The organism is Aestuariivirga sp., assembly GCF_965227715.1.
In the GTDB taxonomy this organism is placed as follows: domain Bacteria; phylum Pseudomonadota; class Alphaproteobacteria; order Rhizobiales; family Aestuariivirgaceae; genus Aestuariivirga.
The window spans coordinates 1182230-1195670 of sequence record NZ_OZ245771.1 but is presented as its reverse complement, the minus strand read 5'-3'; the positions used below and the strand labels follow the sequence as shown (position 1 = coordinate 1195670).

At 62.0% G+C, this 13441-nt stretch carries 13 protein-coding genes; all 13 read left to right on the top strand.

What is annotated here, in order from left to right:
• Positions 1-61: 61 nt before the first annotated feature.
• The 13 genes from pxpA to ACO06F_RS05680 are packed head-to-tail and all read left to right on the top strand — an operon-like array spanning position 62 to position 13430.
• Complete coding sequence (gene pxpA, locus ACO06F_RS05740; RefSeq protein WP_421695728.1) at positions 62-790, top strand: 5-oxoprolinase subunit PxpA; 729 nt, start codon at positions 62-64, stop codon at positions 788-790.
• 24 nt (positions 791-814) lie between these two features.
• Entirely contained in the window at positions 815-1045 is a 231-nt protein-coding gene (locus ACO06F_RS05735) for an acetyl-CoA carboxylase (protein WP_421695727.1), read from the top strand.
• 2 nt (positions 1046-1047) lie between these two features.
• Positions 1048-2412 carry an acetyl-CoA carboxylase biotin carboxylase subunit gene (locus tag ACO06F_RS05730; RefSeq protein WP_421695726.1) on the top strand — a complete coding sequence of 455 codons (1365 nt, stop codon included), beginning with the start codon at positions 1048-1050 and terminating at the stop codon, positions 2410-2412.
• 22 nt (positions 2413-2434) lie between these two features.
• The gene (locus ACO06F_RS05725; RefSeq protein WP_421695725.1) at positions 2435-3310 is read left to right on the top strand and encodes a 5-oxoprolinase subunit B family protein; all 876 of its coding nucleotides are present in this window, start codon (positions 2435-2437) and stop codon (positions 3308-3310) included.
• Entirely contained in the window at positions 3300-4268 is a 969-nt protein-coding gene (locus ACO06F_RS05720) for a biotin-dependent carboxyltransferase family protein (protein WP_421695724.1), read from the top strand. Before ACO06F_RS05725 ends, ACO06F_RS05720 begins: the two co-directional genes overlap by 11 nt.
• Positions 4269-4279: 11 nt before the next feature.
• The gene (locus tag ACO06F_RS05715; protein ID WP_421695723.1) at positions 4280-4831 is read left to right on the top strand and encodes a biotin transporter BioY; all 552 of its coding nucleotides are present in this window, start codon (positions 4280-4282) and stop codon (positions 4829-4831) included.
• Positions 4832-4884: 53 nt separating this feature from the next.
• Positions 4885-6648, top strand: coding sequence for a hydantoinase B/oxoprolinase family protein (locus tag ACO06F_RS05710; protein ID WP_421695722.1), 1764 nt, complete (start codon positions 4885-4887; stop codon positions 6646-6648).
• Positions 6649-6665: 17 nt separating this feature from the next.
• Positions 6666-8750 carry a hydantoinase/oxoprolinase family protein gene (locus tag ACO06F_RS05705; RefSeq protein WP_421695721.1) on the top strand — a complete coding sequence of 695 codons (2085 nt, stop codon included), beginning with the start codon at positions 6666-6668 and terminating at the stop codon, positions 8748-8750.
• A gap of 9 nt (positions 8751-8759) precedes the next feature.
• A complete protein-coding gene (locus ACO06F_RS05700; RefSeq protein WP_421695720.1) occupies positions 8760-9503 on the top strand; it encodes an ABC transporter ATP-binding protein in 744 nt (247 codons plus the stop codon).
• Positions 9500-10222, top strand: a complete 723-nt coding sequence (locus tag ACO06F_RS05695; RefSeq protein ID WP_421695719.1) for an ABC transporter ATP-binding protein — start codon at positions 9500-9502, stop codon at positions 10220-10222. The genes ACO06F_RS05700 and ACO06F_RS05695 overlap by 4 nt, the downstream gene beginning before the upstream one ends.
• Before the next feature lies 1 nt (position 10223).
• Positions 10224-11138, top strand: a complete 915-nt coding sequence (locus tag ACO06F_RS05690; RefSeq protein ID WP_421695718.1) for a branched-chain amino acid ABC transporter permease — start codon at positions 10224-10226, stop codon at positions 11136-11138.
• Positions 11139-11142: 4 nt separating this feature from the next.
• The gene (locus tag ACO06F_RS05685) at positions 11143-12219 is read left to right on the top strand and encodes a branched-chain amino acid ABC transporter permease (protein ID WP_421695717.1); all 1077 of its coding nucleotides are present in this window, start codon (positions 11143-11145) and stop codon (positions 12217-12219) included.
• Positions 12220-12233: 14 nt separating this feature from the next.
• On the top strand, positions 12234-13430 hold the full coding sequence (locus tag ACO06F_RS05680; RefSeq protein ID WP_421695716.1) for an ABC transporter substrate-binding protein: 1197 nt from the start codon (positions 12234-12236) through the stop codon (positions 13428-13430).
• Positions 13431-13441 lie beyond the last annotated feature (11 nt).

Genomic DNA, 13441 nt, shown 5'->3' with positions numbered 1-13441 from the left:
CCAGCAAGCTTCCCTTCAAGATGGCGCTTAAGCGCAATACACAGGGAAGGAGGTTGCACAGGTGACGATCATCAACTGTGACATGGGAGAGGCGTTCGGCCTCTATAAAATGGGTGACGATGTGGGGCTCATGCCCCTGATCGACGTCGCCAATGTGGCCTGCGGCTTCCACGGTTCTGACTTCAATCACATGCGCGCCACGGTTCGGCTCGCCAAGAAGCACGGCGTCAAAGTGGGGGCTCACCCCTCGCTGCCGGATCTCCAGGGCTTCGGCCGCCGCGAGATGAAGATCGGGCGAGAAGAACTTGCCAACTGCATTATATATCAGGTGGGTGCACTCAAAGGCTTCCTTGAAGCCGAGGGCATGGTGTTGAACCATATCAAGCCGCATGGCTCACTCTACGGCATGGCGGCGCGCATGGAAGAGACAGCCCAGGCGGTGGCCGATGCAGCGGACGTCTTCAAGGTGCCGCTGATGGGCATGATCAACACCTTCCACGAGATCGTCTACACGGCGCGCGGCCACAAGCTCATCGCTGAGTTCTACGCCGATCTCGATTACCGTGACGATGGATCCCTCATCATCACCCGCGAGCATGAGGCGAAAGACCCAGTGCATGCCGCCGCGCTCTGCCTGCGCGCCATTCGCGAAAGCAAGGTGAAGGGAGTGGGCGGCGGCGACGTGGAGGTGCGCGCGGATGCGATCTGCGTGCACTCCGATACGCCCAATGCAGTGGCCATCGCTGAAGCCGTGCGGACCGCGGTGAAGCCCTATATCGACGCTGCCTGATCAATTGAACGACGAGGACAGACCATGGCTCAACTACTCTCGCCCCTTCCCGGCACCTTCTACAGGAAGCCCGCACCCGACAAGCCCACCTACAAGAATGACGGCGACATGGTTGCCAAGGGCGAGGTTATCGGCTTGATCGAGGTGATGAAGTCTTTCACTGAGGTAAAGGCCGAAGCGGCGGGCCAGATCACCTTTGTGGCGGAAAACGAAGAGCCGGTGATGGCCGGGCAACCGCTGGCGGAGATTGGCTGAGGATGGCTATCTCCAAGCTCCTCATTGCCAATCGCGGCGAGATCGCAGTGCGCATCATCCGTGCGGCGCGGGAGCTTGGGCTCAAGACGGTGCAGGTGCATTCCGTCGCCGATGCCGAAATGCTGGCGGTGAAGATGGCGGACGAGGCAGTGAACATCGGCCCCCCGCATGCCGCAAAATCCTACCTCAACATCGAGAACATCCTGAAAGCGGCAAAGGATACCGGCGCTGACGCCGTGCACCCCGGCTATGGCTTCCTGGCCGAGAATGCGGGCTTTGCCGATGCGGTGGAGTCCGCTGGCCTGATTTTCGTCGGCCCCAGGGGTGACTCGATCCGCGTCATGGGCGACAAGGTGGCAGCGCGTGTTGCAGCGGAAGCGGCGGGCGTTCCCGTCGTGCCGGGGTCTGACGGGCGCGTGGACGATCCCGAACATGCCAAGACCATTGCGCTGGCCATCGGCTTTCCTATCATGATCAAGGCAGCCGCAGGCGGCGGCGGGCGCGGCATCCGCATCGCCCATGACATGAGCGAATTCGAGACGCTGATGCCGCAGGCCTCAGCCGAAGCCAAGGCCGCCTTCGGCGATGGCGGGCTCTATATCGAGAAGGTGATCAAGAAGGCCCGGCACATCGAGGTGCAGATCTTAGGGGACGGCACGCGCGCCATTCATTGTTTCGAGCGCGAATGCTCGCTGCAGCGCCGCCGCCAGAAGGTGTGGGAGGAGGCACCCTCCGCCGTGCTGCCACAGCATGTGCGCGAGAAACTCTGCACCTCCGCTGTGGCGCTGGCGGAAGCCGTGAACTACCGCGGCGCCGGAACACTCGAATATCTCTATGATGACGAGACGCATCACTTCTACTTCATCGAGATGAACACGCGCATCCAGGTGGAGCATCCGGTGACCGAGATGATCACCGGGATCGACCTGGTGCGCGAGATGATCATGATCGCAGGCGGTGCGCCGTTGTCGATTGCGCAGGCTGACGTGAAGATGCACGGCCACGCCATCGAGGTGCGCATCAATGCCGAGGACCCGGCGAAGAACTTCCAGCCCGCACCCGGCACGGTGACGGACTTGCGCGTTCCCGGCGGCCCCGGCACGCGCTTCGATACGATGCTCTATCAGGGCTACCAGGTTCCGCCCTTCTATGACTCGCTACTAGGCAAGCTGATCGTCTGGGACGAGACGCGCGAGCGGGCGATTGCGCGCATGGCACGCGCCCTTGATGAACTTGACGTTCAGGGCCTCTCGACCACCAAGCCACTGCACCAGCTGCTGGCTCAGGACGAGAGTGTGAAACGGGCAGATTTCCACACGCGCTGGCTCGAGCCCTGGCTCGAGGCCAATGCGCACAGGCTGAGTTGATAAAGGGGAGGATGGCGCAGAGATGAAGACGCGGTATTCCTATGGAGGCGACGAGCACATCTTCGTCGAATGCGACGAGGAAATGTCTCTCGACGCCTTCTTCAAATCGCTGTCCATGGCGGCGGCGATCAAGAAGGCCAAGATCAAGGGCGTGACCGAGATCTGCCCGGCCAACGCCTCGATGCAGGTGAAGTTCGATCCCGACGTGATCAAGCCTTCGGACATGTTGAAGGAGATCAAGGCGATCGAGAAGGCGGCGGCCAAGGCCAAGCCCGTCATCAAGTCGCGCATCATCGAAATTCCGGTGCTCTACAATGATCCGTGGACGCATGAGACGCTGATGCGCTTCCGCGAGCGCCACCAGGACCCGAAGTCGACCGACATCGAGTATACGGCGCGCATCAACAACCTCGATGGCGTCGACGGCTTCATCAAGGCACATTCGGGTGCGCCCTGGTTCGTCTCCATGGTGGGCTTCGTGGCGGGGCTTCCCTTCCTCTACCAGATGGTGGACAGAGAGCGGCAGATCCAGTCGCCAAAATATCTCCGCCCACGGACGGATACGCCCAAGCTCACAGTGGGCCACGGCGGCTGCTTCGGCTGCATCTATTCGGTGCGGGGGGCGGGCGGCTACCAGATGTTCGGCATCACCCCGGTTCCGATCTATGACCCTAACCAGAAGATCAAGCACCTGAAAGACTTCATGTGCCTGTTCCGCCCAGGCGACATCGTCAAATGGAAGCCCATCGACCGCGCGGAATATGACCACACGGTTGCCGCCGTCGAGAAGGGCAAGTTCAACCTCAAGACCAAGGACGTGACCTTCGACCTGGCCGAGTTCAAGAAGGACATGGATGGTTACAACGCCAAGCTGATGGGGGCGCTCAATGGCCGTTAAAGTCATCAAGCCTGGCCTTTCGACCACGGTGCAGGACCTCGGCCGGCCCGGCTATTACAACATCGGCATTCCGCTCTCGGGCGGCATGGACCGGCTGGCCTTGAAGGCCGCAAACCTGCTCGTGGGCAATAAGGAGGGGGCCGCCGTCCTCGAAGCCGTGTTCATGGGCCCTGAACTCACATTCACGGAGGATGCAACCGTGGCGGTCACGGGTGCCGATCTTCCGCCGCGCCTCAATGGCGACCCGCGTGAGACCTGGACCTCCTTCAAGGTGAAGAAGGGCCAGACGCTCTCCTTCGACTTTCTGAAGAAGGGGGCCCGCGCCTATATCGCCATCTCCGGCGGCATTGATGTGCCGGTGGTGCTGGGGTCTCGCTCCACCTACACGTTGGGAGCACTCGGCGGCTTCAAGGGCCGCAAGCTCGAGGCGGGAGACAAGCTTCCTGTCGGCACAGGACGCGCGGCCAGGGAAGGCCGCACAATCCCCGAGAAACTCCGCCGTGCGCCTAGCATGCCAGCCGAACTCCGCATGCTGCCGGGCCTTTACTGGCACCGCATCACGGCTGAGGCGGGCAAGCACTTTTTTGCGGATACGTGGAAAGTGGCGCCCGAGGCGGACCGCATCGGCTACCGCTTCCGTGGTGGCCGCCCGTTGGAATTCGTGCCGCGGGAGCCGCCTTTTGGCGCAGGCTCAGACCCTTCCAACATTGTCGATGCCTGCTATCCTTATGGCTCCATCCAGGTGCCGGGCGGCACGGAGCCCATCGTGCTCCACCGCGACGCGGTATCGGGAGGCGGTTATTTCATGCTCGGCACCGTCATCTCCGCCGACATGGACCTGATTGGGCAATTGCAGCCGCACATGCCGGCGCGCTTTATTGAAGTGACGATGGCGCAGGCGCTGAAGGCCCGCAAGGACCAGGCAAAGCACTATGAAAAACTCAAGACGTCAATCTGAGGAACAGGAACATGAACGGTAATCTTCTTTCAACGGTCTGGCCCAAGTCGCAACTGCTGCACAAGGCCGTGGTTGTGGGCCTCGGCGTGGCGCTGCTGACGCTCGCATCCAAGGTGCAGGTGCCGTTCTGGCCCGTGCCGATGACGCTGCAGGCGCTGGCCGTCCTGATGATCGGCGCCACGGCGGGCATGCGGCTTGGCGGCTCCACGGTTCTGGCCTGGCTGGGCCTCGGTGCCCTTGGTGCGCCGGTCTTCGCCACGGGTGCGGGGCTGGCTTACATGGCGGGCCCCACCGGCGGCTATCTCGCGGGCTTCCTGCTCGCCGCGGTGCTCGTGGGCTACCTGGCCGACAGGGGCTATGGCCGCACGGTTCTCTCCGCACTGGCGATCCTGCTTGTGGGCGAAGTGGCCATCTACGCGCTGGGCCTCGGCTGGCTTGGCATGCTGATCGGTGCGGAAAAGGCGGTGGCCGGTGGCCTCATGCCCTTCATCCCCGCGGAGATCCTGAAAGTGGCGCTGGGCACCGCAATCCTGACGGCCGCCTGGAAGCAAGCCGCGCGCTGAACGTGACAAGCAGGGCAGGCCCCAGGCCTGCCCTGCATTGAGATGTGAGGGACATGATGAAGGCCAGGCGCAACCCCAAACTCGATCCGATCACCCTCTCCGTGGTGCGCGGCGTGCTGGAGACGACGCAGCGCGAGATGACGCTGTCACTTGAGAAGACGGCGCGCTCCTCCGTGTTCAACCTCGCGCATGATTATTCAACAGCCCTCTTCAATGCGAAGCCGGAGATGATCCTGCAGGGGCAGGACATTCCCATCCATCTGGGCTCGCTCATCCCCGCCATGAAGGCGGTGGCCAAATTCTTCGACGGCGACATCCATGATGGCGACTTGATCCTCCACAATGACCCGGCCTTCGGCGGCAGCCATGCGATCGATACCTGCATGTACAAGCCGATTTTCTACAAGAGCAAGCTCGTCTACTGGACGGTGTGCAAGGGCCACCTGACGGATATCGGCGGCCCGGTGCCCGCTGGTTACAATCCCAACGCCAAGGACATTTACGCCGAGTGCCTGCGCATTCCGCCGGTCAAGATCTGGGACAAGGGCAAGCCGCGCAACGACGTGCTCAACATGATCTTCACCAACATGCGCGCGAGGCGTGACCAGGAGGGCGACTTCAACGCGCTGATCGGCGCTTGCCAGGTGGGCGAGCGCAACCTGATCGCCATGCTGGACAAATACGGCCAGAAGACCGTCGACACCTGCATCAACGAATTGCTCGACATGGCAGACCGCCACATGCGCGGCCTCATCAAGACCGTGCCGGATGGCACCTATGAAGGTGTGGCCATTCTGGAAGACGCAGGCCACGGCTTCGGCGATTTCGAGATCCAGGCGACGGTGACGATCAAGGGCGATGGCTGCCACATCGTCATCGCGTCTCCGCCGCAAATTCCCTATTTCATCAATTCCTACGAAGGCAATTCGCATTCGGGCGTTTATCTCGGCCTGATGATGTTCGCGGCCCTACCGCCGCCTTACAATGAAGGCCTCTACCGTTGCGTCTCGGTGGACTTTGGCTCCAAGGGCACCATCTGCAACGCGGCTGAACCCGCACCCCACATGAACTGCACCACGACTCCCATGGAAACCCTCACCGATGCCGTGCGGTTGGCCTTCGAGAAGGCCATGCCGTCGAAGGTCGCGGCAAGCTGGGGCCATGCCAACGGCCTCAACATCGCGGGCTGGGACTCCCGCACCAATGAGGAGTTCGTGACCATGGTGCTCGCCACCATCATCTCCGGCGGCGGCGCAACCCCGCAGCAGGATGGCTGGCATGCGGTCGGCCCCGAGTGCTGCTTCGGCGCGCTGACCAGCGGAGACGTGGAGCTGCTTGAATATTCCTACCCCATCATCATCCATAAATATGCGCTGATGACGGATTCAGGTGGTGCCGGCAAATTCCGCGGCGGCTCCGGCACCGCATGGGAGGTGGAGCCCCTCGACAAAGAAATGCTCTGCATCGGCTTCGGCGAAGGCCGGCGCATTCCAGCCATGGGTGCGGCCGGTGCGAAGTCCACGGACATCGACTCGAAAGTCGGGCGCGTGATGCTGACGCGCGGCGGCAAGCGCGAGGTGAAGCGCACCAACATCATGGAGACGATCCAACCGGGTGACACTGTCACCAACATGAACCCGGGCGGCGGCGGTTATGGCAATGCGTTTGAGCGGCCCATCGAGAAGGTGGTGTGGGACGTGAAGAACGGCCTCGTCTCCATCAAGGGTGCGAAGGATGATTATGGCGTGGTGATTGCCGATCCCAAGACGCTGGATGTCGACCTTGCTGCCACGCGGCAGCTCCGGTCATCCGTGTGATGGGGGAGGGCAGGACCATGCGCACCACCTATCGTCTGGGCATCGATGCCGGCGGCACTTTCACCGATTTCGTCGTCGCCAACCGCGCGACGGGCGATGTGAAGCTCTTCAAGTCACTCTCCACGCCATCAGATCCCACCCGCGCCATCGAGAATGGCCTGAGGCTGATTGCGGATGATTTCGGCATCTCGCCCTCCGGCCTCGTGTCGGATTGCGATCTTTGCATCAATGGCACCACCGTTGGCCTCAACGCGCTCATCACCCATAAGGGCGGCAAGACGGGCCTCATCTGCACGGCGGGCCATGAGGATTCAATCGAGATCCGCAACGGCCACAAGGAAGACGGCTTCCGCTATGACCCCGAATATCCCGCCGCCACCATGCTGGTGCCGCGCTATTTGCGCAAAGGCGTGCGCGAGCGGGTGATTTCGGATGGCTCCGTGCGCACGCCCATGGAAGAGGCGGATGTGCGCGAGGCCTGCGAGCTTTTCGCCAAGGAAGGCGTGGAGACCATCGCCATTTCCTTCGTCTGGTCGGTGCTGAACCCCGCGCATGAGCGGCGCGCGGCGGAGATCGTGCGCAAGATGCTGCCAGATGCCATCCTCACCGTTGGCTCCGATCTCTATCCGCAGATCCGCGAATATACCCGCACCTCCACCTCCGTGGTGAATGCCTATCTCGCCCCCGTCATGCGGAAATATGTGAAGGCGGTGGATGAATATTTCCGCTCGCTGGGTGCCAAGCAGCCGGTGCGCTACTTTCAATCCAATGGCGGGTTGGCGATTGGCCAGGCGATGACGGACCGCTCCGTCTACGCCATCAACTCGGGCCCGGCGTCTGCTCCGCAGGCGGGCCTCTATGTCTCAGCACCGTTCAAGAAGAAGAACGTGATCACGGTGGACATGGGCGGCACCTCCTTCGACATCACGCTGACGAAGGACGGCCAGACCAACCTCAACAAGAACATCGATTTCCTGCGCTACAGGATCGGCGTGCCGATGATCCAGGTGGAAACGCTGGGTGCCGGCGGCGGCTCGATCGGCTGGATCGACTCGCTGGGCCTGATCCAGGTCGGCCCGCAATCGGCGGGCTCGGAGCCGGGGCCAGCGTGTTATGGCCAAGGCGGCACGGAGCCAACGACGTCAGACGCCAATCTCGTCCTTGGTTATCTCAACCCTGAAGGCCTGCTCGGCGGCAAGCTGCCGCTGGACCTCGACAAGGCCAGGAAGGCGATCAAGGCACGCGTGGCGGACAAGATCGGCATCTCGGTCGAGCGCGCGGCCTATGGCATGTACACCATTGTCAACAACAATATGGTGAACGGCATTCGCCGCGTGTCCGTCGAGCGCGGTTATGACCCGCGCGACTTCGTGCTGGTGGGGGCAGGCGGTGCCACCGCCGCGCACATCACGGCACTGGCTCGCGAGATGGGGATCGACACCATCATCCTGCCGAAGCTGGCGTCAGGTCTCTGCGCCTTCGGCCAGATCATCTCGGATGTGAAGTATAATTACATGGCCACCGCCCCGCTGCGGCTGGACAATGCCGCCGCCTACAAGCGCATCGACACGCTTTATGGTGAGATCGAAAGGCAAGGCGTTGCCCATCTGAAGTCTGACGGGTTCAAATCGGGCCAGATCGATGTGAAGCGCAGCCTCGACATGCGCTATGTGGGCCAGGTCCATGAATGCACGGTGGATATCGGCACCTTCCCCATCAACGCCAAGACCATCGAGACGGTGAAGGATGCCTTCCACCGCCGCCATGAGGAACTCTATACTTACAGTGAGCGCCACAATGCGGTGGAGGTGGTCAATATCGAGTCCACCCTCTATGGCCGCATCGACAAGCCCAAGGCGCCGAAGCTCGGGCGGGGCGGCACCCCCGCCAAGGCGTTGAAGGGCTATCGCAAGGCGATCTTCCAGGCATCGGGAAAGTCCACGAAAACACCGATCTATGATGGCGGCGTGCTGGGGGCAGGTGCTTCCATCGCTGGTCCCGCCATCATCGAAGAGGTGACGACCACCATCGTCATCGAACCGGGTTGGACCGCGAAGCTCGATGCCAGCGGCTCCTACGTCATCACGCGCAAGAATAAATAGCGGAGGCGCATGGTCCAGTCACTCTCAGCCGCCGATGTCTCCGTCTCTTTCGAGGGGCTGCGCGCCCTGTCGAATGTGACGCTGGACATCCCGCGCGGGAAGGTGACGGGCCTCATCGGGCCCAATGGCGCGGGCAAGACCACGCTTGTCAACGTCCTCACGGGCTTTCAGTCGCCCACCGGCGGCAGCGTCAGCCTTGATGGTGAATCGATTTCTGGCGTGCCACCGCACAAGATGCGCCAGAAGGGCATTGCGCGCACCTTCCAGTCGGGCCGCCTCTTTGCCGATCTCTCTGTGCTCGACAATCTGGAAGTAACAGGCGTGGGCCTCGGCCTCTCCCGCCGTGTCGCGGCCACCCGGGCAGACGAGATGCTGGAATGGATCGGCATCTCGCATCTGGCGGAGCGGCTGGCGGGCGGTCTTCCTTATACGGATGAACGCCGCGTCGCCATCGGCCGCGCGCTGATGCTGGAGCCCACCTATCTGCTGCTTGATGAGCCTGCCGCCGGCATGTCCGCCGAGGAGGCGGGCGATCTGGCGACGCTCATCCGCCGCATCATCGGGCAAGTGAAATGCGGCGTGCTGCTGATCGAGCACAACATCGGCCTGGTGCTGAACATCTGCGACCATATCCATGTGCTGGATTCAGGCGAGGTGATCGAGGTGGGCCCGCCCGCCGTCATCAAGGCCTCGGAGAAAGTCCGCCACGCCTATATGGGCACGCAGGCCGACGCGGAAGGAGCGGTGCTGTGAGCCTCCTCGCGGTTGAGAATATTTCAGTGCGCTACGGTCAGCTCACAGCCCTGCGCCGCGCCAGCATCACCGTAAATGAGGGCGATACGCTGTTCGTGACCGGCCCCAACGGTGCCGGAAAGTCGACGCTGCTCAAGGCCATTGCCGGGGTGGTCACGCCGCGTGAAGGCTCGATCCAGTTCGCGGGCCAGCAGATAGCGGGCTGGGCGCCAGAAGATATCGCACGCATGGGATTTTCCATGGTGCCGGAGGGCCGCGAAGTGTTTGGAGGCCTCACCATTGCGGAGAATCTGAGCCTCGGCACCGGCATGCGGGCTGACAAGGACCAGGCGGCGCGCGACATGGAGCAGGTCTATGCCGTGTTCCCGATGCTGAAGGAGCGGAAGGACCAGCAGGCGGGCGTTCTCTCCGGCGGCCAGCAACAAATGCTGGTGATCGGCCGCGCGCTGATGGCTGGGCCGAAGCTCATCGCCATCGACGAGCCTTCGCTCGGCCTGGCCCCGAAGGTAATCGATGATGTTTATGCCACCTTGATCCGCCTGCGAGACAGCCGTGGCCTCACCCTCCTGATCGTGGAGCAGAGTGCCACGCGGGCAGGCCTCACTGGCGGGCGCATGGTGTTGATGCGCTCGGGCGAAGTCGCACTCGAAGGTGACGCGCGCGAACTCGTGAAGGGTGACGCGCTGCGCCAGGCCTATTTCGGATATGGAGACCACTGAGATGACGGCAGTGCTCCAGATCCTGTTTGATGCGCTGAGCCTCGGCAGTCTCTATGCGCTGGGCGCACTCGGCATCGCCTTGATCTTCGGCGTCATGCGCCTCGTCAACTTCGCGCATGGCGACTACCTTTCCTTCTGCGTCTTTGCACTGCTGTGGCCATCGATTGATGCGGCGGCGATTGTGTTTGCGGGGCAGCTCCCCACCATCATTCTGGTGCCGCTGATCCTGGCCATCGGCGCTGGGCTGTCGGTGCTGTCTGAAATCCTGGTGTTCCGCCGCTTCCGCAACGCCAATCCCGCTACGATGATGATCGCCTCCTTCGCGCTGGGCTTCGTCATCCGTTATTTCCTGCTGATGCTCTATTCAAGCCGGCCCAAGTCCATCGACCTGTGGTCGAACCTCACCCAGCAGGTGGAAATTTTCGGCGCCCGCATTCCGCCGCTGCAGGTCATCACCATCATCGTCACCATCGTCATCCTCATCGCCTTGACGGCTTTCCTGAAGCGCACGCGCTATGGGCTTGAAATGCGCGCGGCGGCGGAGAATTTCACCATGGCCCGCATGCTGGGGGTGAGGGCCAATCGCGTCATCATGCTGGCCTTCGCAGTCAGCGGCATGCTGGCCGCCGCCATCGGCCTCATCCTCGTCACGCAGACGGGCACGGTTGATATCAACATGGGCGCTAACCTCATGCTGGTGGCCTTCGTCGCCACCGTCATCGGCGGCTTGGGCAGCCTGCCGGGCGCGGTACTGGCGGGCTATCTCATCGGTGCTGCCACCGTCATCATGCAGGTGTTTCTGCCGCCCGATGCGCGGCCCTTCCGCGATGCCTTCGTCTATGCCGCGGTGATTGCCATGCTCATCTGGCGGCCCAATGGCCTGTTCTCGTCCAAAGCCGTAAAGCAGAGGGTCTAGGCATATGGCCAACCGCCCGTCGATCCTTGCGCGCACATGGACCACGCCGATGATCCTGCTGGCCATTCTCGTGGCACTCTTGCTGGCGGCGGCGCTGGCTGGGTCCAGCCCCTTCAACCAGACCATCATCGAAATCTTCATCCGCGTGGTGCTGGTGGTCGGGCTCTATGTGTTTATCGGCAATTCCGGCGTCATCAGCTTCGGCCAGATCGGTTTTACATGCCTCGGCGCCTATATGACGGCCTGGCTCACCATGTTGCCCGCCATCAAAAAGTCGAAGCTGAAAGGCCTTCCGGACATCATCCTCAACGCCAAGCTCCATTATGGCTGGGGCCTCCTGGCCGCCACCATCTTCGGCGGCATTGCTGCCTATATCGTCGGCAGGGTGTTGATGCGCCTTTCTGGCATTGCGGCGTCGATTGCCACCTTCGCGGTGCTGGCCGTCATCATTCAGGTCTATTCCAACTGGGACAGTGTCACGGGTGCGCAAAGCTCGGTTGTCGGCATTCCCATCGTGCGCGTGGTGTGGCCCTATTTCCTCTGCGCGGTCATCGTTGTGCTGGTGGCCTATATGCATGCGATCTCGCGCTCTGGACTGGCGCTCCGCGCCGCGCGCGATGAGGCGACGGCAGCGGCGGCGTCTGGCGTCGATATTCCGCGCGAGCGGGTCATCGCCTTCACCATTTCGGGCGCCATCATGGGCCTGGGTGGCGCCATGTTCGCGCATTCGGTGGGCGTGGTGACGCCCGACACATTCTATCTTGGCCTCACCTTCATCACGCTCTCCATGCTGGTTGTGGGCGGCATGAACTCGCTTTCGGGCGCTGTTCTGGGCGTGGTCATTCTCTCCATCATCATCCAGCTGCTGCGCTGGATGGAGAAGGGCATCGATCTCGGCGGCAGCACCTTCGCCTTGCCGCTGGGCGTGCAGGAAATCGCCATCGGCGTGGTGATGATCGTGATTTTAATGTACCGGCCCTCCGGCCTCACCGGCAACCGTGAGCTCGTCTGGCCATCAAAAAAGCTTTCCGCAGGTGGCCGCACCCCGGCGCCCGTGGATGGGAAGACTTCAGAAACCTAAACAAGGAGGACGTCGTGAAGAGTTACTTGCAATTAGGGTTGGGCGCCGCAATCGGCGCCATGATGCTGGCCGCGCCCATCGCCATGGCCGACGATGACAAGATCGTGGTTGGCTTCGCCACGGCGCAGTCTGGCTTCATGCAGGCTTATGACAAACCGGCGGAAGATGCAGCCCGCATCCGCATTGACGAGATCAACAAGGCCGGCGGCCTCTTGGGCAAGCAGATTGAGATCGTCGCGGCGGATACCAAGACGGACCGTGCCGAAGGTGCAAAGGCTGGCCTCGAAGTGCTCGACAAGGGTGCGGACCTCGTGGTCGTCTCCTGCGATTATGACTTTGGGGCTCCGGCGGCACTTGCTGCGGAAGGCGCGGGCAAGGTCTCCTTCTTCCTCTGCGCCGAGTCGATCAAGGCCGGCATCCAGGGCGTGGGCCCGCACTCCTTCTCGGCCTCAGTGCTCGCAGCCGTTCAGGGAGCGACCATGGCCGAATGGGCCTATACCAAGAAGAACGCGCGCAACTTCTACCGCCTGCTTGATACCTGGACTGAATACAACAAGGGTATCTGTGACGGTTTCGACTACATGCTGCCGAAACTGAAGGATGCGAAGCTTGTGGGCGAAGACACCTTCAAGAACGATGATGCCTCGATCGCAGCACAGATCACCCGCATCAAGAGCTTGCCGCAGGAACCGGACGCCATCATGCTCTGCACCATGATGCCGGGCGGTGTTTCCGCTGTGAAGCAGCTGCGCGCTGCGGGCATCAAGTCGATGATCCTCAACGGCTCCGGCATGTCGGGCAGCTATTGGCTCTCGGCCACGCCTGATCTCACGAACTTCTATGTGCCGGATCAGGGCTCCGTCCATGGCGATGATCCGAACCCCAAGGTCAATGAGTTCAACGCCAAGTACAAGGCGGTGACCGGTGGTGATCCGTCCAGCCAGTATGTCTATCCTGGCTATGTGATGATCGATGTGTGGGCAAAGGCCGTGGAGCGCGCGAAGTCCACGGACGCTGATGCAGTCGTTGCGGAATTGGAGAAGATGAAGGACGAGCCGACGCTCTTCGGCCCCCGCACCTTTACCGCCGAACTTCATCATCAGAATAAGGGCCGCTACCTCATCACCGAGGTAGAGAACGGAAAGGCCCATGTGGTGGATGAGTGGACGATTTCGGAAGCAATCCCGGTCGATTACCTCGCCAGCAAGTAACGCGGACAAAC

Bases quoted from the DNA above. Each gene is read 5' to 3' on its own strand.
- ACO06F_RS05735 (WP_421695727.1), top strand. From the start codon at position 815: ATGGCTCAACTACTCTCGCCCCTTCCCGGCACCTTCTACAGGAAGCCC.
- ACO06F_RS05730 (WP_421695726.1), top strand. From the start codon at position 1,048: ATGGCTATCTCCAAGCTCCTCATTGCCAATCGCGGCGAGATCGCAGTG.
- ACO06F_RS05725 (WP_421695725.1), top strand. From the start codon at position 2,435: ATGAAGACGCGGTATTCCTATGGAGGCGACGAGCACATCTTCGTCGAA.
- ACO06F_RS05720 (WP_421695724.1), top strand. From the start codon at position 3,300: ATGGCCGTTAAAGTCATCAAGCCTGGCCTTTCGACCACGGTGCAGGAC.
- ACO06F_RS05715 (WP_421695723.1), top strand. From the start codon at position 4,280: ATGAACGGTAATCTTCTTTCAACGGTCTGGCCCAAGTCGCAACTGCTG.
- ACO06F_RS05710 (WP_421695722.1), top strand. From the start codon at position 4,885: ATGATGAAGGCCAGGCGCAACCCCAAACTCGATCCGATCACCCTCTCC.
- ACO06F_RS05705 (WP_421695721.1), top strand. From the start codon at position 6,666: ATGCGCACCACCTATCGTCTGGGCATCGATGCCGGCGGCACTTTCACC.
- ACO06F_RS05700 (WP_421695720.1), top strand. From the start codon at position 8,760: ATGGTCCAGTCACTCTCAGCCGCCGATGTCTCCGTCTCTTTCGAGGGG.
- ACO06F_RS05690 (WP_421695718.1), top strand. From the start codon at position 10,224: ATGACGGCAGTGCTCCAGATCCTGTTTGATGCGCTGAGCCTCGGCAGT.
- ACO06F_RS05685 (WP_421695717.1), top strand. From the start codon at position 11,143: ATGGCCAACCGCCCGTCGATCCTTGCGCGCACATGGACCACGCCGATG.